Origin of the sequence: Streptomyces ochraceiscleroticus (genome assembly GCF_000720485.1) — a bacterium.
In the GTDB taxonomy this organism is placed as follows: domain Bacteria; phylum Actinomycetota; class Actinomycetes; order Streptomycetales; family Streptomycetaceae; genus Streptomyces; species Streptomyces ochraceiscleroticus.
Genome location: NZ_JOAX01000019.1, coordinates 42383 through 66035 on the forward strand (window position 1 = coordinate 42383; position 23653 = coordinate 66035).

At 72.1% G+C, this 23653-nt stretch carries 20 protein-coding genes; 16 read left to right on the plus strand and 4 right to left on the minus strand.

The genetic code is table 11. The annotated features are described in order from the left end of the window. The first annotated feature begins 33 nt into the window (after positions 1-33). Entirely contained in the window at positions 34-915 is an 882-nt protein-coding gene (locus IG84_RS0122740) for a class II fructose-bisphosphate aldolase (protein WP_031060281.1), read from the plus strand. A 108-nt stretch (positions 916-1023) separates the two neighbouring features. Further along, entirely contained in the window at positions 1024-1848 is an 825-nt protein-coding gene (locus IG84_RS0122745) for a DeoR/GlpR family DNA-binding transcription regulator (RefSeq protein ID WP_051862247.1), read from the plus strand. Between the two features lie 675 nt (positions 1849-2523). Here the strand turns inward: IG84_RS0122745 and IG84_RS0122750 are convergent. Continuing rightward, a complete protein-coding gene (locus IG84_RS0122750) occupies positions 2524-3312 on the minus strand; it encodes an SDR family oxidoreductase (protein WP_031060286.1) in 789 nt (262 codons plus the stop codon). A gap of 330 nt (positions 3313-3642) precedes the next feature. On the opposite strand from IG84_RS0122750, the gene IG84_RS0122755 reads away from it, so the two are divergent. From IG84_RS0122755 to IG84_RS0122805, 11 genes are all read left to right on the plus strand, one after another. Further along, positions 3643-4188 carry a TetR/AcrR family transcriptional regulator gene (locus IG84_RS0122755; protein WP_051862248.1) on the plus strand — a complete coding sequence of 182 codons (546 nt, stop codon included), beginning with the start codon at positions 3643-3645 and terminating at the stop codon, positions 4186-4188. 206 nt (positions 4189-4394) lie between these two features. Beyond that, on the plus strand, positions 4395-4715 hold the full coding sequence (locus tag IG84_RS0122760; protein WP_031060292.1) for a hypothetical protein: 321 nt from the start codon (positions 4395-4397) through the stop codon (positions 4713-4715). Between the two features lie 161 nt (positions 4716-4876). Continuing rightward, positions 4877-6775, plus strand: a complete 1899-nt coding sequence (locus IG84_RS0122765; RefSeq protein ID WP_078649235.1) for an FUSC family protein — start codon at positions 4877-4879, stop codon at positions 6773-6775. 294 nt (positions 6776-7069) lie between these two features. After that, positions 7070-7576, plus strand: coding sequence for a MarR family winged helix-turn-helix transcriptional regulator (locus IG84_RS0122770; RefSeq protein WP_031060298.1), 507 nt, complete (start codon positions 7070-7072; stop codon positions 7574-7576). 136 nt (positions 7577-7712) lie between these two features. Further along, a complete protein-coding gene (locus tag IG84_RS0122775; protein WP_031060300.1) occupies positions 7713-7958 on the plus strand; it encodes a DUF2630 family protein in 246 nt (81 codons plus the stop codon). 402 nt (positions 7959-8360) lie between these two features. Further along, positions 8361-8774: a spore wall synthesis regulator SsgD gene (ssgD, locus tag IG84_RS0122780; protein WP_031060309.1), complete on the plus strand. Its 414-nt coding sequence runs from the start codon at positions 8361-8363 to the stop codon at positions 8772-8774. A gap of 477 nt (positions 8775-9251) precedes the next feature. Continuing rightward, positions 9252-9662 carry a spore wall synthesis regulator SsgD gene (gene ssgD / locus IG84_RS0122785; RefSeq protein ID WP_031060313.1) on the plus strand — a complete coding sequence of 137 codons (411 nt, stop codon included), beginning with the start codon at positions 9252-9254 and terminating at the stop codon, positions 9660-9662. A 131-nt stretch (positions 9663-9793) separates the two neighbouring features. Beyond that, entirely contained in the window at positions 9794-10501 is a 708-nt protein-coding gene (locus tag IG84_RS0122790) for a response regulator transcription factor (RefSeq protein ID WP_031060316.1), read from the plus strand. After that, positions 10498-11997: an ATP-binding protein gene (locus tag IG84_RS0122795; protein ID WP_051862250.1), complete on the plus strand. Its 1500-nt coding sequence runs from the start codon at positions 10498-10500 to the stop codon at positions 11995-11997. Before IG84_RS0122790 ends, IG84_RS0122795 begins: the two co-directional genes overlap by 4 nt. A gap of 44 nt (positions 11998-12041) precedes the next feature. Beyond that, positions 12042-12671 carry a hypothetical protein gene (locus tag IG84_RS0122800; RefSeq protein WP_037800759.1) on the plus strand — a complete coding sequence of 210 codons (630 nt, stop codon included), beginning with the start codon at positions 12042-12044 and terminating at the stop codon, positions 12669-12671. A gap of 100 nt (positions 12672-12771) precedes the next feature. Then, a complete protein-coding gene (locus IG84_RS0122805) occupies positions 12772-14409 on the plus strand; it encodes a GMC family oxidoreductase (RefSeq protein WP_051862251.1) in 1638 nt (545 codons plus the stop codon). Between the two features lie 3 nt (positions 14410-14412). Here IG84_RS0122805 and IG84_RS0122810 read toward each other — a convergent pair whose 3' ends face one another. Both IG84_RS0122810 and IG84_RS0122815 read right to left on the minus strand, forming a co-directional pair. Then, complete coding sequence (locus tag IG84_RS0122810) at positions 14413-15714, minus strand: DUF4185 domain-containing protein (protein ID WP_031060322.1); 1302 nt, start codon at positions 15712-15714, stop codon at positions 14413-14415. A gap of 35 nt (positions 15715-15749) precedes the next feature. Beyond that, positions 15750-16739 (minus strand): multicopper oxidase domain-containing protein, encoded by a 990-nt coding sequence (locus tag IG84_RS0122815; protein ID WP_031060324.1) that lies wholly within the window; start codon positions 16737-16739, stop codon positions 15750-15752. A gap of 194 nt (positions 16740-16933) precedes the next feature. On the opposite strand from IG84_RS0122815, the gene IG84_RS0122820 reads away from it, so the two are divergent. Both IG84_RS0122820 and IG84_RS0122825 read left to right on the plus strand, forming a co-directional pair. Further along, on the plus strand, positions 16934-19414 hold the full coding sequence (locus tag IG84_RS0122820) for a ThuA domain-containing protein (RefSeq protein ID WP_211266505.1): 2481 nt from the start codon (positions 16934-16936) through the stop codon (positions 19412-19414). After that, positions 19411-21588: an OmpL47-type beta-barrel domain-containing protein gene (locus IG84_RS0122825; protein ID WP_031060329.1), complete on the plus strand. Its 2178-nt coding sequence runs from the start codon at positions 19411-19413 to the stop codon at positions 21586-21588. Before IG84_RS0122820 ends, IG84_RS0122825 begins: the two co-directional genes overlap by 4 nt. A 71-nt stretch (positions 21589-21659) precedes the next feature. Here the strand turns inward: IG84_RS0122825 and IG84_RS0122830 are convergent, their stop codons facing one another. Next, complete coding sequence (locus IG84_RS0122830) at positions 21660-22952, minus strand: YeeE/YedE family protein (protein WP_031060332.1); 1293 nt, start codon at positions 22950-22952, stop codon at positions 21660-21662. A 263-nt stretch (positions 22953-23215) separates the two neighbouring features. Between IG84_RS0122830 and IG84_RS0122840 the strand changes: the two genes are divergently transcribed. After that, positions 23216-23650, plus strand: a complete 435-nt coding sequence (locus tag IG84_RS0122840; protein ID WP_031060335.1) for a YchJ family protein — start codon at positions 23216-23218, stop codon at positions 23648-23650. Positions 23651-23653 lie beyond the last annotated feature (3 nt).

The following is a 23653-nucleotide window of genomic DNA, read 5'->3' on the forward strand; positions in this document are numbered from 1 at the left end:
CTCACCCGTCCATACGCCAGGGAGGCCGGCTCCATGCCCCTCGTCCCCACGTCAGAGATAGTCCAGGCCGCCGATGAGGCACGGGTCGGCGCGGTGTCGTTCAACGTCATCCACCTGGAGACCGCCGAGGCGCTGGTCACCGCCGCCGAGCGTACGGGCATCCCGGTCATCCTCCAGATCAGTGAGAACTGCATCCGCTATCACGGCAGCCTGCTGCCGATCACCCGGGCCACCCTCGCGCTCGCGGAAGCCTCCCCCGCACGGACAGCGGTGCACCTGGACCACATCACCCAGCCGCAGTTGGTGCACGAGGGAGTCGCGGCCGGGGTGAGTTCGGTGATGGTCGACGCCTCGGCCCTCCCCTACGAGGAGAACGTCGCGACCACCGCCGAGCTGACCGCCTGGTGCCACGACCGGGACGTGTACGTCGAAGCGGAGCTGGGCGAGGTCGGCGGCAAGGACGGTGTCCACGCACCGGGCGTGCGCACCGACCCGAAGGAAGCACTGGCTTACGTCACGGCCACGGGGGTCGACGCGCTCGCCGTGGCGGTCGGGTCGTCGCACGCCATGCGGGAGCGCACGGCCGTACTGGACAAGGAGCTCATCGCCGAACTGCACGAGAAACTGCCGGTTCCGCTCGTACTCCACGGCTCCTCGGGCGTACCTGACGAAGAGCTGCGCCGGGCGATCGCCGCCGGCATGACGAAGATCAATATCTCGACCCACCTGGTCTCGGTCTTCACCCGCTCCCTCCGGGACACGCTGGCCGGCGACCCGGACCTGGTGGACTCGCGGAAGTACATCAAGCCGGCCCGGGCGGCGGTCGCCGACGAGGCGGCCCGAATACTGAGTGTCCTCGGCGGGACGACGGCGCTCCCGGGCCAGTACTCCCCCGCGGCCTCGGCCCGCGGCTGACGCCGAGGCCGGCGCCGACGTTCACGCCCACGCCCGGCGCCGGGGCTGACGCCGGCGCCAACGCACCAGCGCTACGAGCGGCGTACAGGCGGCGGTTAGGGTCTTCGCATGAAGCGCCATGAACGGATGAATGCCCTGCTGGAGCTGCTCGGGGAACGCGGCAGGGTGGAAGTCGACGAGGCGGCGACCGCGCTGGAGGTCTCGGCCGCGACGATGCGCCGCGACATGGACGCGCTGGCCGAGCAGCAGTTGCTCACCCGGACGCGTGGCGGTGCGGTGCTGAGTTCCGTGGCGTACGACCTGCCCATCCGTTACAAGCACGCCCATCGCGCGGCGGAGAAGGAGGCGGTGGCCCAGGCGGCGGCCAGGCTGGTCGAGCGCGGCGACGTTGTCGGGCTCAGCGGCGGTACGACCACCACGGAGATCGCCCGGGTCCTCGCGACCCGGCCGGAGTTCGCGGAGGCCGGTCCGCAGCCGCACCTGACGATCGTCACGAACTCGCTCAACATCGCCAACGAGCTCGCCGTACGGCCACAGATCAAGATCGTGCTGACGGGTGGCGTCGCACAGTCGCGGTCGTTCGAGCTGGTCGGCCCGTTCAGTGAGCTGGTGCTGCAGCAGATCTCCGTGGACATCGCGTTCATCGGCGCGAACGGCATGGACCCGCAGATGGGGGCCACCGTGCACGACGAGGCGGAGGCCCGCGTCAACCGCCTCATGGCCGAGCGGTCCCGGCGAGCCGTCGTCGTCGCGGACTCGTCCAAGATCGGCGCCCGCTGCTTCGCCCGGGTCGGCGACGCCGATGTGTTTGACACGTTCATCACCGACGACAGGGCGGATGAATCCGCCAGAAAGGAGTTCACCGACCGCGGCCTGCGCGTCATCACCGCCTCGGCCCAGCACCATGAGACGGTCACGATTGCGGAGGACTGACGAGGCGTGATGGGGGCCGGTGCGGTCCGAGCTGCGCGACGAGGTCTGGCATGGCCTGAGCGACGCGGCGAGGAGTGGCCAGAGCGGCGTGACGGGGACCGACGCAGCCCGAGCGGCACGGTGAGGGCCGGCGCGGCCTGACCGGCGGGACGAGGGCCGGCGCAGCCTGAGCGGTGACTTGACGGGGGCCCGCGCGGCACGAGCGGGGACGTGACGAGGGCCCCCGTGGCCTGCGGCGGCAACGTGACGGGACCCGCGCGGCCCGAGCGGAGATGTGACGGGGGCGCGCGGCCTGAGGCGGGGAGCGGGACGAGGGCCCGCGCAGCCCGAGCGGTGACGCGACGAGGGCCCCGCGGCCTGCGGCGGGGATGTGACGAGGGCCCTCGTGGGTTGAGGCGGGGGCGTGACAAGGGCCCTCGCGGGTTGAGGCAGGGATGTGACGAGGGCCCCGCCACCTGAGGCGGGGCGTGACGGGGGCCCGGGCGGGCCGAGGCGGGGGCGTGTCGAGGAGTGGCGGGGCCTGAGCGGCACGGCGGGGCCGGCGCGGGCAGAGCAGCGTGACGGGGTCGGTGCTGTCGCGGCCGCGACGACCGGGGGCACGGGTGTCGTACGTCCATCCCATGCGCCATGGCCGGCGTCCGCTGTGGGCCGCTGTGGGTCCGCCGGGGGCGGCCGTTACGTGGGGCGGAGGAGGGCTTCGGCGCCGCCGTCTATGAAGAGGAGCTGGCCGGTCACGTGGGTGTTCTCGGGTGAGGTGAGCCAGGTCAGGAGCGGGGCGACCTGTTCGGGGCGGGCGTAACCGTGGAGCGGCATCGGGACGGCGGTGTCGACGGCCTGGCGCGTGGCGGGGTCGGCGAGCATGCCTTCGGTCATCGGGGTCAGGACGGTGCCGGGGCCGATGGCGTTCAGGGGGATGCCGGCGCCCGCCCAGTCGGGGGTGACCGCGGTGCGCCGTACCCAGCGGGCGATGGCCGCCTTGGACGAGCCGTAGAGGAGGTATCCCTCGCCCCGGTCGATGGCGCTCTGCGCCGCAGTGGTCGTCGCCGCCTCGTCACCGGCCAGTGCGGCGTCAACGACAGCCGGATCGGAGGGGTGCACGGCGGCGACGGAGGCGACAACGGCCGCGCGCGGGTCGGTGCCGGCGGCGAGCAGCGGGCGCAGGCGTTCCAGGGTGGCGACCGCACCGAAGTAGTTGACCTTGAGGGTGTCGGGCGTGAAGTGCGCGAGGCCGGCGCAGGCGATGACGGCGTCGAGCCGGCCACCGGCGAATTCCCGGGCGCGGGCGGCCAGTTCGGCGCGGCCCTGCTCCGTGGCGAGGTCGGCCGCTATCGCGACGCCGGCTGCCTCGATGGTCCGGTCGGCACCGATGACGGTGTGGCCCTCCGCGCGGAGGCGGGCCGCGGTGGCCTCGCCGATGCCTGATGCCGCTCCGGTGACGAGGTAAGTGCGCGAGGCAGAGGGCATGGTCGGTGGCTCCTTCGCTGCCGGCACCGCCGGCCTCGGGCGAGTGGAGTGACCAACCTAGGTTAAATGGCATGGCGTGCCAATAAGGGCGGTAAGGGATGGGGGTGGCGAGAGGGACGGGGGGAGAGACGCTCGGGTGCGGTCCGAAGAGGCACGCCCAATCTGTGGCGCAGGTGAGGTGAGTGGCGTGGGGGGGCTGTGGCAGAGTGACGAGGTTCCGGGGGCGACGCCGGAGTACGGGCGGCAGGGCGCGGCGGGAGAGGGGCGACGCACATGGCAGCAGGGCGGGGGCGGCCGTCGATCGGCGAAGCGCGGCGTCAGGCGACTCGGATGGCGATTGCCGAGGCGGCGGCGGAGTTGTTCTCCGAGCGTGGGTACGAGGCGACGACGGTCGAGCACATCGCGGGGGCGGCCGGTATCTCGCTGCGTACCTTTTACCGGTACTGCCCGGCGAAGGAGGACGCGCTCACGCCGGTCTTCACCTCGAGCGTCAGCGGTCTCGCCGACGAGCTGGCGGCGCGGCCTGCCGAGGAGCCGCTGAGCAAGGCCGTCGAGGCGGCGTTCGCCGAGGCGGCGTCCCTGCGCCGCCTGGCGGACGCGGACCGGGCGCGGCGGCTGCTCCGGGTGATGGACTCGGTACCGGCACTCCGTACGCGCTGGCTGGCAGCCGGGCGGGAGCTGCAGGACCGGCTGGCGCCGGTGCTCGCGCCGCGTACCGGCGGCGATCCCGAGAGCATGGAGACCCGGCTGCTGGCCGCGGCGCTGATCGATGCGATCACGGTGGCGATGGAGTACTGGGCACGGGGAGACGGGGCGGAGGACGTCATGGCGCTGACGGCTCGGGCGTTGCGGTACCTACGGATCGACCACCTGTAGCCAATCGACGACCGGCATCCACTGACCGACGACGCCCCGGTCGGTCGGTGGCCGCAGCACGGGCGGAGCGTCCTCGTGGGCGTGCTCCCGTGCCGGGCGCCCCGCGTGCCCCCCGTACCGCAGCGTGCTCCCTTGCACGGGTGGGGTGCCCCTTGTCCGGCTCGCGGAAAATGCGATAGTCAAGTGGACCGATCACGGGGGGACCCATGCGTAGATTTCTGGCTGCAGTCGTCACTGCCGCCGCGCTGAGCGGGGCGCTGGGGATAGCGTCGGCGGAGCCGGCCGCCGCCGCGTCCGGGCACCAGCGGGCACCGCAGTGCGTCAAGGTGGTCAAGTACTTCACGAAGAAGCACAAGCGGTACGTCCGGCTGACGAACCTGTGCGACAGGCGGACCGCCTGTTACACCGTCGTCGTACCGGCGCGCCCCGATAAGCGCGGCCGACTCAAGAAGGACACGACGAAGAACGTGCGCTACGGAACGGACCGCGACCCGCGGGCGCTGTACGTCAAGAATCGTCCCTGCTGATGAGGAAGACGCACAGCACGTAAGGACGGGCTGACGGCGGCTGGTGATCAGCCCATGGCGGCTGCGCCTCGGGCTGATCCGCCCCCGACCGACGGCGCCCGTGACGCGTCCCTCACCCCGGCCTAATTCTTCACTAGTAAAACACCTGCTAATCTTTATGTATGGGCAAGCACGCTGGACCGACACGACTGAGACAAAAGGACACGAAGAACCACGCCAAGAGCGACACGAAGAACGTCGGCGGCGTCATCCGGACGCGGCCACTGCCGGTCAAGAGCACCGTGCGGCTGCGTCGTCCGCTGGAGAGGCGGCACTGGCACAAGCCCGCGTTCAGCGCGGCCGTCGCGATTGCCGTGCCCGACCTGGCGCTGCTCGCCCTGGACCGGATGGACCTGGTCCTCTACACCTCGGCCGGTGCGATGTGCGCACTCTACGGGCACAACAAGCCGTACGCCGCGCGCGCCCGGACCGTCGCCTGGGTGGTCCTCTCCATGATCGCCAGCCTTGCCGTCGGGCTGGTCAGCTCCGCCTTCATCGGCAACACCATGCTGCTCGTGCTGATCGCCTCGGCGCTGGCGGCGGTGCACAAGATGATGTGCGACGCGACCCGTATCGGACCGCCCGGCAACCTCATCATCACCTTCATCTCGGCCTCCGCCTTCTTCGTGCCGCAGCAGCCGGGCCTGATCCCCTTCCACCTGCTGCTCGCCGTCGCGGGCGGCGCCGTCGCGTGGCTGGTGTGCATGGCGCCCTGGCTCGTACGGCCGGAGGGACCGCAGCGGATCGCCACGGCGCGGGCGCTGGAGGCCGCGGCCGGACTGCTGCGTGCCGCACCCGACGCCGCCGGCCCCCGCCATGCCACCTCGGCCGCGGTCAACGCCGGCTGGCAGACGCTGTTCCTCGTACCGGCCCGCAGCGCGGCCAAGTACACCGCCAGGGCCCGCCTGGAGCGCCTGCTCATCCACGCCGAATCCGCCCTGGCCGAGCCGGCCGCCGGTGCCCGCGCCGCGGACGCCGCGCGCTTCGACGCCTGGGCACAGGACCTGCGCCGCGGCCGGCCGCTCCCCGAGGTCGCACTGGACGCCGGGCAGGCCGCGGAACTGGCGGGCATCGCTGCCGACCAGGCGGCACTGGCCGGGGCGGGGCAGGAAGCACTGGCCCGGACCGCTGCCGGGTCCGGACCGGACGGTGGCGCGGTCGATCTGCGCCGTCCCTCCCCCGACCACCTGCGCGGCTTCCGGCCCGTACTGAAGCAGCTACGGCCCGGTTCGCCGCTGCTGCCGATAGGGGCGCGCGTCATGATCGGCTGTACGCTCGCGGGCTGGGCCTCCATGGCCGTCGGCTCCGAGCACCCGTACTGGGCGGTGGTCACCGCGGCCTCGGTCTTCCAGGCCAACACCACGCTCTCCTGGCAGCGCGCCGTTCAGCGTGCCCTGGGCAACCTCCTCGGGCTGCTGCTCTTCACCGCGCTGCTGCCGGTGATCCACACCGGTCACCTGGCGATGGTGCTGCTGGTGCTCCTCTTCCAGATCGGCGCTGAGGCGTGGATTCCCCGCAACTACTGGCTCGGCTCCGTCTGCGTCACCCCGATGGCACTGCTGCTCACCTCCTTCGGCAACGCGATGCCCGCGGGCGTCCTCGTCCGCGACCGGTGGGTGGACACAGTGGTCGGCGCGGTCATCGGCCTGGTCTGCTGCGTACTGGTGACCAACCGGCGCGCCACCGACCGCATCGAGGCCGCGGTGGCCCGCGTCGTCGCGGCCCGGGAAGCGGCGGCCGCGGTGCTCGAGGCGGACCTGCCGGACGACCCCGAGACGGGAAACGGGGGCCGGTACGAAGCGGGACACGAGGCGGGATGCGAGGCAGGACGCGAAGCGGGCTGGGCCCGCGACCGGCTCGCGGCGGCGCTGGTCGAACTGCGCGAGGCCGTCGAGGTCGCCTCGGGCGAGTGGTGGCAGCGCGCCCTGCCCGCCGAGCGCGTCGCCCTCACCGAGCGCGACGGCCACCGCACCCTCGCCCGCCTCGTCCGGCTCCTCACCGCGCCGACGCTGGCGGCGTAGCGACCCAGCGCCCAGTGCCCAGCGGCTGCCAGCAGTACCAGACAGGCACACAACCCAGGCGTACGAACCAGGCGTACGCACAGGTCGCACGCACCAGTCGTACGCAGCAGGTGTACACGCGAGTCGCACAGACCTGTCGTACGCGCCAGTCGTACGGACCTGCCCTACCAACCGGACGTACGCGCCAGGCGTACGAGGCAACAGCGTCGGTGGTCCGGCCCCGGCGTGAGACACGGGTGCGCGCCCCGTGGGCAGAATGGGCGCGGAAGAACGGCGGACGAAGGAGAGCTGAGCGTGGCCGAGGACATCGTCGCAGGGGTACTGCGGCAGTGGCAGCAGGTGCATCCCGGTCTCGACACCGGGCCGATGGCCGTGATCGGACGGCTCAACCGCTGCTCCGCGCTGCTCCAGCAGGCGGTGGACGCTCCCCTCGTACAGGAGGGGCTGACCCGCGCCGAATTCGACCTGCTCGGCACGCTGCGGCGCACCGGACGCGAGCTGACGCCGGGGCAGCTCGCGCGGGAGACGTTCGCGTCGGGCGCCGCCGTCACCAAGCGGCTGCGGCTGCTGGAGGAACGCGGCCTGGTCGCCCGGCGCGCCGACGCGCGCGACCGCCGGGTCGCCCACCTCAGCCTCACCGACCAGGGCCGCGAGCTGATCGACCGGCTGCTGCCCGATCAGCTCTCGTTCGAGTCCAGCCTGCTGTCCGGGCTGTCCGGCGAGGAGCTGGGGAACCTCTCCACGACCCTCTCCGACCTGTTGCTGCACCTCGAAGGAAGGCTGGGCGCCCCTCGTACCTGAGAGCGGCCCCGGCCGTCGGGGCCCCCGGCCCGGCCGTCGGGACAAAGCCTCGCCGCGCCGAATCGCGGCCGGGTGCGCCGCTTCCTACAGTGAGCCGTAAAGGCCCAGGGGCTTGTCCGGTAGTGAGGAGTGACCCATGGACCAGCAGGAGATCCTCTCCCGTATCGCGGCGATGGTGGAGACCGAGAAGGCGCTGCGCGAGCGCATCGCCACCGAGGAGAGCAGCGGTGACGAGGAGCGCACGCAGCTCGCGGCGCTGGAACGCGAGCTCAACCAGTGCTGGGACCTGCTGCGGCAGCGGCGCGCCAAGAGCGAGTTCGGGCAGAACCCGGACGAGGCGGCCGTCCGCCCGTCGTCCCAGGTGGAGCAGTACCGGTCGTAGGACCGGTTATCGATCGTAGGAACAGTTGGCGATCCTAGGACCAGTTTCCAGTTGTACGACCGGTAACCGGCGCGGTGGCCGATCGTACGACCGACTCCGGCACGGCTCCGCTCCGGAGTGGCGTACGTACGCTCGGTGGCGACGGCCGGTACGTTCGGCGTATCCGGCGGTCGCCCCGGGCGCCGGAATGCGTACGGGAACCGGCGGAGAGCGAACGCGTCTCGCTCCCGGCCACTGCCTCCGGGAGACGGTGCGCGGTCGGTGTGAGGAGCGGTTGTCCGTTTCCCCTCAGGGCCCGTGACGCAGCTCACGCGGAAATCCGGTGCACTGCCGTAACGATGCGGCCGTCATAGATGTCGTACAGGCAAGGAACCGCACCGGACAGACACCAGGGAGCCGACGATGCCGGACATCATCGACCACGCTGTTCAGGCCGGCCTCATCGCGACGGAACCGCAGTCGCGTGCCGTCCTCGCCCGTCTGCGCTACAAGAGCACCGATCCGTTCGCCGTCCAGGCGATCTTCCCGGCCGCGGCCTCCCTGGACGGTGCGGAGGTCCGCTGGACGTTCGGCCGCGATCTGCTGGCGGAGGGGCTGCTGGGGCCGGCCGGGGACGGGGACGTGCACGCCTGGCCGTGCGGCCCGCGCCACACGATGCTGGAGTTCCACGCCGCTGACGGCATGGCGATGGTCCGGTTCGCCTCGGCCGATCTCCGGCGCTTCCTGGCGAGTGCCTACCTGGTGGTACCCCGCGGCGCCGAGCCCCGCTTCCTGGACGTGGACGCCGACCTCGCGGCACTGCTGCGCGAGGCGTGAAAGCCGGGCGCCGGGTACGAAAAGTCAAAACCGGGTGCGAAAGCCGGGTACTGGGCGCGAAAGAACAAACCCAGGCGCGAAATGCCAGACCCGAGCACAAACGGCCAAACCCGTTCGAGAAAAGCCGGGAGCCCGGCGCGAAAGGTGAAACCCGGGCGTGAACGGCAGGACCTGGGCGTGAAGGGCGGAACCCGGTCAGGAAAGCCGGAATCCGGGCAGGAAAGGCGGGATCCGGACGTGAAAGCCGGGCCCCGGGTGCACACCCGGTACGAGCACCTGATATTCCGTATCTGACACACCAGACCGGGAGGGGGCCGAATGTGGGCGCCTCCCCCAGATGACACGGTTCACACCTGACATGACATAGATCACACCCCTGTCACAGGCACGGCTCACCCGGGCACAGCGTCTAGGAGAGTGAGCCGTGTGCACACCCGGCCACCATCACGACCCGACAGCCGTAAGGGAGCAGCCGCGATGCAGAGCGCCATCGACCAAGCCGTACAGGTCCGTCTGATCGCGACCGCACCGGGGTCGCGTCCGGTGCCCGCCACCCTGCACTACCACCCGGCCGACCCGCTGGCCGTGCGGATGTCCTTTCCGCCGGAGATCTCGCTGGACGGCGCCGCGGTGGAGTGGACGTTCGCACGGGAGCTCCTCTCCGAGGGGCTGCGCGGGGCGGCGGGCACCGGCGACGTACGGGTGCGGCCGCTCGGCGGCGACCGGACCGTACTGGAGCTGCACGTGGCGGACGGTGTCGCGATGGTTCAGATGAGCTCCGCCGACATCCGGCTGTTCCTGGCGCGCGCGTACGAGGCGGTGCCCGCCGGCGAGGAGCAGCTCGACGTGGACGGCGGCCTCGCGGAGCTGCTCGGCGGCGAAAGCTGAGAAAGCCGAGCGAGCCGGGAGAGCTGAGAAGCCAAGAGGGCCGGGAGGGCTGAGCGACCCGAGAGGGTCCGACGGGCCCCGCCGGGCGCCCCTGTTACCGACCCGTCAAGAAACGTATCGATACTGGTCGCATGCCACGAGTACTGCTCATCGAGGACGACGCCGCCGTTCGGCACGGGGTCTCGCTCGCGCTGCGGCGGCGCGGCCACGAGGTGGCGGCCGCGGCCAGCGGCGAGGAGGGGCTGACCACGCTGCCGGCCTTCCGGCCCGACATCGTGCTGCTGGACCTGATGCTGCCGGGCAAGGACGGCTTCGAGGTGTGCCGCCGTATCCGGGCCGACCGGCAACTGCCGATCATCATGCTCACGGCGCGCGGTGACGACCTCGATGTGGTGCTCGGCCTGGAGGCGGGCGCGGACGATTACATCGTGAAGCCCGCCCGTGGCGAGGTGCTGGAGGCCCGCATCCGGGCGGTACTGCGGCGTACGGCGCCGCCCGCGCTCGGCGATGCCGGGCCGCAGGAGCCGGGGCCGGTACCCGTGGAGGCACACGGCGAACTGGTCGTGGACCGGGCCGGGCTGGTGGTGGCCAAGAACGGCCAGGACCTGGCGCTGGCACCCTCGGAGATGAAGCTGCTGCTCTTCCTGTCGGCGGCGCCGGGGCAGGTGTTCAGCCGTCAGCAGTTGCTGGAGCACGTGTGGGAGCACAGCTACCACGGGGACGCGCGGCTGGTGGACGCGTGTGTGATGCGGCTGCGGACGAAGATCGAGGACACCCCGCGCAGCCCGCGGTACGTCCAGACGGTCCGCGGCTTCGGCTACCGCTTCGGCCCGCTGTGACGGGAGCGGAGACGGGAACGGCCGCGCCGGTCGCACGGTCCGATGAGTCCCGCCGGACCCGGCTGCGACAGTTGCTGCGTGGTCTGCGGGCCCGGCTGGTCGTGGCGTTCCTGCTGGTCGCGGCCGTCAGCGCGCTGACGACTGCCGCGCTCACGTACCGGGAGGCGCGGAACGCGATCCTGGAGCGGTCGCAGGACACCGCCATCAACGATCTGCGGGCGCAGATCAATTCGCTCGCGCCCGATCTGCCCGTGCCGCCCGGCCGGGCCGATCTGGATGAGTTCGCCCGGCAGTTGGACCGGTCCGGCAAGGCCCGGGACTGGGACGTCGAGGCGGACTACGAAGGCGTACCGGGCGAGGGCTCGGACGCGGACGTGGCGGTGCCCGACGCGCTGCGGGAGTCCGTGGAGCAGCGGCATGTACCGGCGTTCCAGCGGGTCGAGCGCGACGGCGAGCCGTGGTTGCTGATCGGCATGCCGGTCACCCGGGCGCACGATCACGCCCCGTCCAAGCTGTCCGTGTACGCGCGGCTGCCGCTGCGGGCAGAAGAGGCCAACGTCGAGGAGCTGGTGAACGCCGCGCAGCGGGGCGCGCTGCCCGTGCTGGCGCTGGCGCTCGTACCGGCGCTGTTCGCGGCCCGCGGCGTGCTGCGGCCGGTACGCAAGCTGCGGCAGGCGGCCGGGCGGCTCGCCGAGGGCAAGCTGGACACCCGGCTGGAGGTCAAGGGCGGGGACGAACTGGCCGAGCTGTCCCGTACGTTCAACGACATGGCGGCGCACCTGGAGGAGAACGTCGCGGAGCTGCGCCGGCTGGAGTCCAACTCGCGGCGGTTCGCGGCGGACGTCTCGCACGAGCTGCGCACGCCGCTCGCCGCGATGAGCGCGGTCACGGATGTGCTGGACGAGGACGCGGAGGCCGGGGAGCTGGACCCGGACACCGCGTCGGCGGTGCGCCTGATCAGCCAGGAGACCGGCAAACTGGCCCGCATGGTGGAGGACCTGATGGAGGTGTCGCGGTTCGACGCGGGTGCCGCGGCGCTCCATGTGTACGACGTGGACGTGGCCGAGGCGATCCGCAAGACGCTGCAGGCCAGGGCGTGGCAGGAGCGGGTGACGACCGATCTCGCGGCGGACGTGCGGGCCCGGCTGGATCCGCGTCGGCTGGACGTGGTGGTCGCCAATCTGGTCGGCAACGCGCTGCACCACGGGGGCGAGCCCGTCGCGGTACGGCTGCGCGCCCCGCAGGACGGCCGGCTGGAGATCGAGGTGGCCGACAACGGACCGGGCATCGACCCGGAGGTGCTGCCGCACGTCTTCGACCGCTTCTACAAGGCGGACTCGGCCCGGGCCCGGTCCGAGGGCAGCGGCCTGGGGCTGGCGATCGCCATGGAGAACGTACGACTGCACGGTGGCACCCTGCGCGCGGCCAACTCCGAGGAGGGCGGCGCCGTCTTCACCATCGACCTCCCACTGCGCGCGGGCGAGGAGGAGGCGTGAGCGGGAGTCTGAGAGGCGGCGTGCGTGGCGGCGTGAGAAGCAGCGTGCGCGGACGCACGGGACGAGGGGCGGGCCGGCGCCCGGGAGCCGGGGCGGCCGTCGTCCTCGCCGCGTTGCTCGTCGGCGCCCTGGCCGGCTGCGGCATCGAGCCCAGCGATGTGATCGACGCCGGGGAGCCGGCGACGGGGCTGAAGTCGGACGGGCAGGCCCCCGCCGACGTGCAGCTCTTCTTCCTCGCCTCGACCGGGCTGCGGTCCGCCGCCCGCTCCGCGGACCGCCCGGCCACCCCGCAGCGCGCCGTCGACCTGCTGCTGACGGGCCCGAACGCGGCCGAGCGGCAGCGGGGTCTGACGACAGCGCTGCCGGATCTGCGCGGCCGGGTCACGGTCGCCTCGCGCGCGGGCCGCCTGACGGTGTCCATGCCGGCCGACCCGGAGAAGCTCGACCAGCCCGCGCTCAGCCAGTTGGTGTGCACGGCGGCCAATGGGCAGGTGCCCGGCGGCCGGCCGCCCGAGGAGGTACCGGTGACCGTGCGCGGCAAGGACGTGGAGGTCGGCCCGCTGGTCTGCGGCGGCAACAACGCCTATCCGTACATCACGCCGCGGTCCGCGTCGCCGAGTGCCGTCCCCACGGCGGCCCCGGACAGCACCCCGACCGCGGCCCCGCACTCCTGACCGCACCGCCCCCGCACCCCTGACCGCGCGGCGCCCGTTCCTCTACGCTGCAGTCGGCGATCACTCCGGTCACCATGCCGACGGCGCAAGGGAGTTGCGGATGGTACGGCGGTCAGGACCGCGCGGGGGCGCGGCTTCGGGAACGTACGACTACACGTACGACTACATCGTCGTCGGGGCGGGCTCCGCGGGCTGTGTGCTCGCCGCCCGGCTGTCCGAGGACCCGACGGTGCGGGTCGCACTGGTCGAGGCGGGCGGCCGTGACCGCAGACAGGAGGTCCGCATCCCGGCGGCCTTCCCGAAGCTGTTCAAGACGGCGTACGACTGGGACTTCACCACCACCGCGCAGGATGCGCTGGACGGCCGGGAGCTGTACTGGCCGCGCGGCCGCACTCTCGGCGGCTCGTCCTCGCTGAACGCGATGATGTGGGTGCGCGGCCACCGCGACGACTACGACGCCTGGGCGGCGACGGCGGGCGAGGAGTGGTCGTACGACCAGGTCGTACGCTACTTCCGGCGGGCCGAGCGATGGGCGGGCCCGCCGTCGACCCGCGAGCCGGGGAAGCAGCCGGTGCACGGCTCGGCCGGCCCCCTGTGGATCTCCCCGGCACGCGATCTGCACCCGCTCTCCACCGCCTTCCTCGACGCGTGTACGGAATCCGGCCTCCCGCTGCTGCCGGAGCTCAACGGTCCCGATCACAGCGGCTGCGCGGCGACCCCGCTCTCGCAGCGGCGCGGGCGGCGCTGGAGCACGGCGGACGGCTATCTGCGGCCCGCGCTGCGGCGCGCCAACCTCACGGTGCTGACGGACAGCGAGGCGCGCCGGGTCCTCTTCGACGGGGACCGGGCGTGCGGCGTGGAGCTGGCGGACGGCGTGCTGCGGGCCCGGCGCGAGGTGCTGCTGAGCGCCGGCGCGATCGGCTCCCCGCAGCTCCTGCTGCGCTCGGGCGTCGGGGACGCCGAGGACCTCAAGGCGCTGGGGATCGCGCCGGTGGCCGATCTGCCGGGCGTCGGGCGGCACTTGCAGGACCACCTCTCCGTGCCCGTACTGCGGTATGCGCAGCACCCGGTCACGCTCACCGGCGCCGATACGCCCGCCAACATCGCGCGCTATCTGCTTGCCCGGCGCGGCCCGCTGACCTCGAACGTCGGCGAGGCCGTGGCGTTCGTGCGCAGTGCGCCCGAGGTGGCGGCGCCGGACCTGGAGCTGATCTTCGCGCCGGTGCCGTTCGTCGGCCACGGCCTCACGCCACCCGCCGAGCACGGCGTGACCATCGGGGTCATCCTGCTGCAGCCGGAGAGCCACGGCCGGATCACGCTGACCGACGCCGGTCCGGCCGCGCCGCCGTGCATCGAGCCCGCGTACCTGAGCGCGCCGGCCGACCTGCGGCGGATGGTCGCGGGGGTGCGCTTCGCCGAGGAGCTGTACGGCACCGCGGCGCTGCGCCCGCACGTCGGCGGCGCATTGCCGCCGTGCCCGAAGCCCGCGGACGATGCCGGGACCGAGGCCATGGTGCGGGCGCTGGCGGAGACCCTGTACCACCCGGTGGGCACCTGCCGGATGGGCACGGGCGACGACGCGGTGACCGATCCGACGCTGCGTGTCCGCGGCGTCGAGGGCCTGCGGGTGGTGGACGCTTCGGTCATGCCGAACATCACCCGTGGCCACACCAACGCCCCGACGATCATGATCGCCGAGCGCGCCGCCGATCTCATCCGGTACGGCGACGGCAACTGACGCTCACTCAGGTCCCGTCATCCGGATCCGCAGGAACCGCGGCCGATACAGCGTCACATCGTCGTTGACCGCGCCGGTGGCGGGGCTGCCGGGCGGGCCGAGGGTGTTGACGTCGTAACTGAGCAGCAGGCCGGGCCGGGCGGTGAACTCCGGGTGCGCCTGCGGGTTGTAGACCGCGGTGCGCTCGTCGGAGTCCGCCGGGTCGGGCGGCCGGGGCGGGGTGACCGCGCCGTTCGGGCCGTGCCAGGGGCCGTGTGCGGTACAGGCCCAGTAACTGGTGAAGGTGGCCAGGCCCCGGCCGCCGCCGCCCGCCGCGTCCATGGTGAACAGCACCCAGGTACCGCCGTCCCGGACGACGGTGTAAGCGCTGCCGACGCCGCGCCGGCCGCCGCTTCGCAGGACCGGCACGGCCCGCCCGGCACCGGCCCGCCAGCCGGTGCCGTCCCAGTAGCGCCAGGCGCGGGCTTCGGCGAGCCGGCCGGTGGGGACCCGGGCGAGGTATGCCTGGGCCGCCGGGCGGCCGGTGGGGGCGTCGCCGCCGTACACATAGGTGTAGCGCCCCTCGGGTACGGCCGCCGTTCCGTAGAGCACGCGGGCTCCGGGGTCCGGCACGGCCGTGCGGTCGGCGACCGTGGTGAGGCGTTCCAGGCGCAGCCGGGGCAGGGAGAGCGTGGCGACCTCGGTGCTGCGGGGCTCGCCGAAGAGCCAGGGGCCCGTTCCCGGGGCGCGGTTCCACAGAAGGACGCGGAGTACTCGTTCGGATGATCCGGGTGTACGGGGTTCCACGCGCGCGGCCACGGGCCAGCGCCACGCCCCCGCCGGCCCGTGTGCACGCGGCGGGTCGGGGAAGTAGCCCGCGGGCCCGTCCGGCGTGCGGCGGACCAGGGTCCGGTACGGGCGTCCCGCCGGGTCCGCGAGGACGAGTGAGTTGCGGAGCAGACCGGGCAGGCCACCATCCGCCTTCCGGCGCCAGGAGTGCGGCTGCCCTTTGGGGTTGGGCGGGCCCTGGATCCGGTCGAGGAAGGTGTCGGAGAACAGCCAGAGGACGCGGCCGCCGGGCAGCCGTACGGAGTGGGTGCCGTCGCCGCCGGTCCAGTCGTCCAGCCGGGAGTTGTCGTTGCCGTACCGGGCGAAGGCGTTCGTGAAGCGGGGCTCGGGGGCCCAGGAGGCGATCTGCCTCGCGGCGCAGGGGGCGGCGTTGTCGCTGGTCGGGACGGTGCCGAGTACCGCGGCCAGGACGGCCGCGATGAGCAGCGTCGCCAGGACGGCGGTGCGCCGGGACACCCGGCCGACGGGACGTCTCATGCCCCGATCATGCCGCGCCGGAGCGCCCGGTCCGGTCAGTGATGCCCGTCGTGTCCGGGAATCGTGCCGTCCGGCTTGGCGATCAGCAGCATGCCGGCCATGCCCATGTCGGAGTGGCTCTGGACGTGGCAGTGGTACATCCAGGAGCCGGCGCCCACGCCCTCGCCGGCCAGGAACTGGAAGCCGAAGGAGTCGGCCGGGCCGGTGATCTTGTTGTCGACGATCCGGCTGGGGTCGTCCGGGCCCTCCAGCAGGCCCGTGCGGTTGTCGGCCCAGCGATGCCCGTGCACGTGGAACGTGTGGTAGTACTCGCCATGCGTGATCATGATGATCTCGACGCGGTCGCCGATGGTGGCCTTGAAGTCGGGCCCCTTCGGCAGGTTGTTGATCGTCATGTCGTTGAAGACGATGGTGAACTGGCGGTCCGGGTCGGGCAGGATGTCGCCCTCCCTGCGGACCACGACCGGGCCGTAGAGGCCCTTGCGGATGCCGCCGGTGCCGTGCTCGGTGCCGACGACGTGGTCGTGGTAGTGCCAGTAACCGGCGCTGCCGGGGCGCCAGGTGCCGTCCTTGCGTCTGCCGGGTCTGTGGGTACGCCAGGTGTAGGTGCGGGTGCCGCCCGGCTCGATGTGGCTGCGGTTCATCTTCGTGCCGTCGCTGGCGGTGTCGTAGTCCACGCCGTGGACGTGCAGACTGGCCGCGACGTCGAGGGTGTTGGTGACCTCGATGTGCAGGGTGTCGCCCTCGATGAGCTCGATGAGCGGGCCGGGGACGGTGGCCTTGCCCTTCTCCAGGCCGTAGCCGAGCTTTCCGTCGGGGAGTTGCTCCATGTAGAGCTTCAGGTGCTTCACCTCGCCGCCGGCGCCTGCCCTGCGCACGGCGTCCTGGGACGCGGCGGCCGGTGCGGCGGCCGAGGCCGCCGGAGCCAGGCCGATCGTGCCGAGTGCCGCGGCGGCGGCCCCGCCCGCGAACAGCCGGCGGCTGAACGTGCCCCGCACGGTGGGGTTTTCGACTGGACCGGTCATCGTGCTCCCCTCGCAGAAAGCGCTCTCGGCAGTGTGCCGCTTGGGACGGTAGCGCCGTGATCTTCGTTTATCCACGGCAAGGACAAAGTTTGTTGACTTGCGGTCATAGCTATTGGCGAGCCGCCGAAAGAGGTCTAGCTTCGTCGGCTGTCGCTGTGTGCTCACAGCTGTGTCTTCAGAGGGGTGGGTGAACCATGCGTCGCGCACCACGTCAGAAACGCACCACCACCGGACGGCTGAGACGGACGGCCGGGCTGTCCGCGCTGGCCGTCACGGCGGCCCTGCTGGGCGGGACCCCCGCGCTGGCCGGGGCCCCGCCGGAACCTTCCGTGCCCAAACTCGCACTGCCCTCGCCGCCCGGTGGCGAGAACGTCCGCGTCCTGGTCTTCCACGCCTCGGCTGGCGAGGAGCCACCGACGGTGAACGCCGGCATCGAGGCGATCGAGAAGATCGGGCGGCAGGGGCCGGCCGCCGAGCACTTCACGATCGACGCCACGGCCGACCCGTCGGTCTTCACCAAGCCCCGGCTCGGCCGGTACAACGCGGTCGTCTTCCTGACCGGCGGCGGCGACGTCCTCGACCCGGAGCAGGAAGCGGGGCTGGAGAGCTACATGGAGGCCGGCGGCGGGTTCGTCGGCATCCACAACGCGGCCCGCGCCGAGCCGTACTCCGAATGGTTCACCGGCCTGATCGGCGCCCGCCCCACGGGCGGCACGGACAACGTGCAGCGCGCCACCGTCGAGGTCGGCGACCGCGACAACCCCGCCACCAAGAGCCTGCCGCTGGAGTGGAAGCGCCCCGACCGGTGGCTCAACTGGGCGGAGAATCCGAGCGGTTCGGTGCACACCGTGGCCCGCGTACGGGAGAACACGTTCCGGCCCGGCACGGGTGCCAACGGCGCCGACCATCCCATCTCCTGGTGCCGTGACTACGACGGCGGGCGGTCCTTCTACACCGGCATGGGCGGCACCGCGGCCGGCTTCCAGGAGACCGACTTCCGCGCCCATCTGCGCGGCGCGCTGCTGTGGACCACCCGGCTCGCCCGCGCCGACTGCCAGGCCACCATCGCCTCCCATTACAAGGCCGAGCGGGTCACTCAGCCCAACCAGCCCGGGCAGCACGACCAGATCGGCGAGCCGCACGGCGTGGTGACCGCCAAGGACGGCCGCGTCTTCTCCATCGGCCGCGGCGGCGAGGGCTCGGACGCGCCCGTGATCACCGACTGGAACAACCCGGACATCGGCAAAGGCAAGGGCACCGTCCACGTCTACGACCCGGAGACGAAGAAGGTCACGCTCGCGGGCGAGCTCACCGTCTTCGGCAACAAGGGTGGCGGCGACGAGCTGGTCAAGAACGAGGAGGGGCTGCTCGGCATCGAGCTGGACCCGGACTTCCTCGACAACGGCTGGGTGTATCTCCACTACACGCCGCACTCGGAGATCGACCGCGACACGCACATGGCCGAGCGCCGCGTCTCCCGCTTCACCATGGACCTCAAGACCGACAAGCTGGACCTCTCCTCGGAGAAGGTGCTGCTGAAGTGGCCGGTGCAGATCCACAGCTGCTGCCACGCGGGCGGCGGCATGGCCTGGGACTCCAAGGACAACCTCTACATCGCCACCGGTGACAACAACTCCAGCCGGTTCAGCGACGGTTACTCGGGCAACAACCCGGAGCCGAACTTCAAGGGCGTCTCGTTCGCCGATGCCCGTCGCACCGCGGGCAACACCAACAACCTCAACGGGAAGATCCTGCGGATCCACCCCGAGGACGACGGCACGTACACCCTGCCCGAGGGCAACCTCTTCACCGGCAAGGAGACCGACGAGGGCGGCGGCAAGACCCGCGGCGAGATCTATGTCATGGGCGTCCGCAACCCCTCCCGCATCTCCGTCGACAAGAAGACCGACACGCTCTACGCGGGCTGGGTCGGCCCGGACGCGACCGACCCGAGCGAGACCTGGGGCCCGGCGAAGTACGACACGTTCGCCGCGATCACCCATGCCTCCAACCGCGGCTGGCCGTTCTGCATGGGCAACAAGCAGCCCTACCGCGACCGCAACCTCCCCGACCCGAGCAAGCCGCTGGGCTGGTACGACTGCGACAACCTGAAGAACGAATCGCCGAACAACGACGGGCTGGTCAACATCCCGCCCGCCGAGGCCAACAACATCTGGTACTCCCCCGCCGGCGGCGGTCCGGACTTCCCGCGGAACGCCGACGGCGTGCCGAGCTACAAGAAGTCCGAGCAGAAGTTCCTGCTGCCCTGGCTCAAGGGCGGCGGGCAGGCCGCGATGGACGGGCCGGTCTACCGCTACGACGCGAAGACGGTGGGCAAGGACGCCTGGCCCGCGTACTGGGACGGCAAGTGGTTCGTCGGCGACTTCTACGACGGTGAGCAGCCGCGGAACGCGGTCGTCATGGATCCGAAGACGGCCGGCTCGGGCGGGCTGCCCGTGCACGCCGAGACCCTGGACAAGATCGTCCCGGTGGGCGCCGACGGCATCCGCAACCTGATGGGCTGGACGTTCGCACCCGACGGCTCGCTCTATGTCCTGGACTACGGGCGCGGCTTCTTCACCCACGACGCCAAGTCCGCGCTGTGGCACGTCACCTACCACGGCGGCCCGGCGACTCCGCTCCCCGCCGATCTGGCCCGGAAGGCGGTCAAATGAACCGGCGGCTGACCGCTCTGCTGTCCGTCCTGTTCCTGTTGCTCGGGGTGGGCGCCACGGCGGCCTACGGGCAGCCGGCGCCCGTCGAGGCGCAGCAGGTGCTGACCTGGACGGCGGGCGACGACATCACCAAGTACGCCTCGGCGCCCACCACCGCGGTGGCCGGGAAGACGACCATCGTCTTCGAGAACAGCGAGGCCACCGGCAACACCATGGGGATGCCGCACACCCTGACCTTCGTCACCTCCGACTCGGAGTACAACCAGGACGTCAGCCTCAACATCATGGCGAACCCCGGTGACTCCTCCGGCGGCAAGCACACCGCCGAGGTGACGCTCACCCCGGGCAAGTACCGCTACCACTGCACGATCCCTGGCCACGAGACGATGCAGGGCGTCCTCGTCGTCACCGACGGCGGCAGCGAGGACACCACCGCGCCGGAGACCTCAGCGAAGGTCGAGGGGCAGAAGAACGCCGACGGTGCGTACGTGGGCAGCGCGTCCGTGACCGTCTCGGCCACGGACGAGGGCTCGGGCGTGGACCGCATCGAGTACGCGGTGGGCGACGGCGGCTTCCAGCCCTACACCGCGCCCCTCGTGGTCGACCAGGTCGGCACGCACAAGATCCGTTACCGGGCCGCCGACAAGGCGGGCAACGTCGCGGCGGAGAAGACGGTGGACTTCACCGTCGTCGCGCCGCCGACGGACGACACGACCCCGCCGGAAACGAGCGCGACGGTAACCGGGGAGAAGAACGCGGACGGCGCCTACGTCGGCATGGCGACGGTCACCGTCACCGCGTCCGACACCGGGTCGGGCGTCAACACCATCGAGTACGCGCTCGGGGACGGCGCCTGGCAGCCGTACACCGCGCCCGTGATGGTCCACGAGGCGGGCAGCCACAAGGTCCGCTACCGGGCCGCCGACAAGGCCGGCAACGCGGCCGCGGAGAAGTCGGTGGACTTCACCGTCGTCGCGCCGCCGCCCGAGGACACCACCCCGCCGGACACCGCGGCCAAGGTCAAGGGGGACAAGAACTCGGACGGCGCCTACATCGGGAAGGCGACGGTGACCCTCACGGCCACCGACGAGGGCTCCGGCGTGGCGAAGACCGAGTACTCGCTGGACGGCGGGCCGTACCTCGCGTACGAGGCGCCGGTGATCGTGGACCGGGTGGGGTACCACTCGCTCGCGCACCGGGCGACGGACAAGGCGGGCAACACCTCGCCCGCGCGGACGGCCTCCTTCACCGTCGCCACGGGCGGCGGGGTGCCGGCGCCGCCCTGTCCGGAGCACGACGAGCGGCTGACCGTCATCGTCGGCACGGTCGACACCGGCGTGCCGAACCGGGTCACCGGCAACCGCTGCACGATCAACGAGCTGATCGAGGACGAGAAGGACTGGTCCTCGCAGGCGCTCTTCCTCAAGCACGTCACGGAGGTGACCGACAAGCTCCTGAAGGACGGAGTGATCGACAAGCGGGAGTACCGCGCGATCAACAAGGCGGCCCGCCAGTCCGGCATCGGCAAGCCCGGGCAGCACACCGGCTACCGCGACCTCTTCGACGGGACGCAGGCGTCCTTCGAGAAGTGGGAGCACGTGGGCGGCGGTGCCTTCTCGCTCACCGGTGACGGCGCCATGACCAGCAGCACGACGGTCGACGGCATGGGCATGCTGTGGTTCCCCGAGCGCCGCTTCGACGACTTCTCGCTGAAGCTGCAGTTCCGGGACGACGCGCCGGGCACCGGCAACGCCAACGGCGGGGTCTTCGTCCGCTTCCCGAACGTCCATGACCACCCCGAGGAGTCCCGGCCCGAGTGGGTCGCCATCAAGTACGGACATGAAGTCCAGATCCTGGACCGCCCGGACGGCGACATGTACAAGACGGGCTCGGTCTACGGCTTCGACCGGGTCGGTCTCGGCGGCGCCGGGGTCACGCCCAAGGGCACCTGGAACGACTACGAGATCCGGGTGACCGACCAGCACTACGAGATCTACCGCAACGGCAAGCTGATCAACGAGTTCGACAACACCGGCGGGCAGACCTTCTACCCGCCGCGCTCCGACGACCCGGGCACCGACGGTCGGCGCTACGCCTCCGGCTACCTCGGCCTCCAGGTCCACAGTACGAGCGATGTCATCTCGTACCGCAATATCCGCATCCAGGAGCGGTGAACGCGCGCACTGACGGCGGCGGCCGCCGGGGATCTTCCCCGGCGGCCGCCGCTTTCGTCGGTGTCAGGCGCTCAGCAGACGCCGTCCCCCGGCTTCGGGTTGCCGAGCCCGAAGGACGGGCGCAGCCGGAGGCCCACCCAGGTGCCGACGAGCGCTGCCGCGCCCCAGATCCAGCCGTGCAGGCTGCCGGAGGCGATGCCGGCGAGGTACGCGCCGATGTTGCAGCCGCCTGCCATCCGGGCGCCGACGCCCATCAGGATGCCGCCGAGCACGGCGGCGAGCGCGGTGCGGGCGGGCAGGCCGCGGTGCAGCTTCCACACGCCGCCCGCGGCGGCCGCGACCGCGGCGCCGATCATGATGCCGAGGTCCGTCAGGCTGGTCTTGTCGGCCAGGACCGGGCCCGCGTACGACGCGGCGTTCTTCGGGTCCTGCCAGAACGCCCAGTGCTCCGGGGAGCCGCCGAGCGCGCCCACCAGCTTCGAGCCCCACAGCGCGAAGGCACTGGTGATGCCCCAGGCGCCGCCCGAGACCAGCAGCACGCCGGCGCCGAGGACGGCGAGCGCCAGCGCGCCGGCCCACAGGGTCCAGGAGCCGCGGAAGACGCGGGCCAGGGTGGTGCGCGCGGACGGCGGGGTGCCGACGGGCGGCGGGTTGCGGCGGGCCTGGACGCGGCGCGAGACCAGGACGACCACGGCGAGCAGGACCATGGTCACGGCCCAGGACCCGGCCCAGCCCAGGTGGTCCGAGAAGAGCACCGGGTCAAAGGCGGGCAGGTCGCGCCAGAGGTTGTACTGCCAGGCCGCCAGCGTCGAGCCGGCGATGAAGCCGCCCAGGGTGAGCACGATGGTGCTCTGCCCCGAGCCGACGGCGAAGAGGGTGCCGGAGGCGCAGGCGCCGCCGAGCTGCATGCCGATGGCGAAGAGGAAGGCGCCGACCAGCAAGGCGACGCCCAGCGGTCCGGCGCTGGGCGCCGGTACCGAGCCGAACAGTCCGGTGCCGGTGCCGATGAGCAGCGCGAAGAGCGTCGCCGTGGTGCCGAGCAGCAGGGCGTGGGCACGCAGTCCGGTGCCGTTGCCGACGGCGATGAGCTGCCGCCAGGCGGAGGTGAAGCCGAAGCGGGAGTGGAAGAGGGCGAAGCCCAGGGCGATGCCGAGGAGCAGCAGGATGCCGGGCTTGGCGCCGTTGGCGCTCCACACGTAGGCGGTGAGCCCGGCACCGATCAGTCCGGCGACCACCAGGGGCGTCCGGCGGACGGGCGGCGCGGGCTCGGCCTCGGGCGCGGGCGTGCGGGTGGGTGCCGGGGTGAGCAGGGCGCCGGTACGGGGCGGTGCCCCGGCCGCCCCGGCAGGGGGAGCGGTCGTCACGTGGGTCTCCGTGGGAGGGGATGCGGTACGTACGGACGTACCGGGAAGGGCCGGACCGGGGGCGTCAGCGGCTACAGAGCGCGTCGTCGACGTCCCACGGCGTCGCCGCGAAGAGCGCGAGCGTGAGCACACGGGCGGGTCCGAACATGCGCTCCACGGTAATACCGGGTGTAAGCCACACGTAACGCCGTCTCGGATGGCGAGACGATGCGTCCGCTCGGCGATATCGCGGCCGCATTTCCGCGACCGGGCACAATGGGCGCATGCCCCGTCGCACCCCGCGCCCGAAGCAGGCCGCAGCGCCCGCCGTCACTGCCTCCTCGCCCTGTCCCTGCGGCCTGTCCGCCCCGTACGGGGAGTGTTGTGGGCGGTTCCACACCGGGACGGCGGCGGCGCCCACCGCCGAGCGGCTGATGCGCTCGCGGTACAGCGCCTTCGCGGTCCGGGACGAGCCCTATCTGCTGCGGACCTGGCATCCGGACACCCGGCCACCCCGCATCGAGTTCGACGCGGGGCAGCGCTGGCTGGGCCTGGAGATCCTGCAGACGTCCGAGGGCAGCGCGTTCCACACCACCGGCACCGTCGAATTCCGGGCGCGGTTCCGGTACGGCGGCGCGGAGGACGCGCTGCACGAGCACAGCCGCTTCGTCCGGCACGACGGTGCCTGGGTCTACCTGGACGCGCTCTTCGCCGAGTGAGGA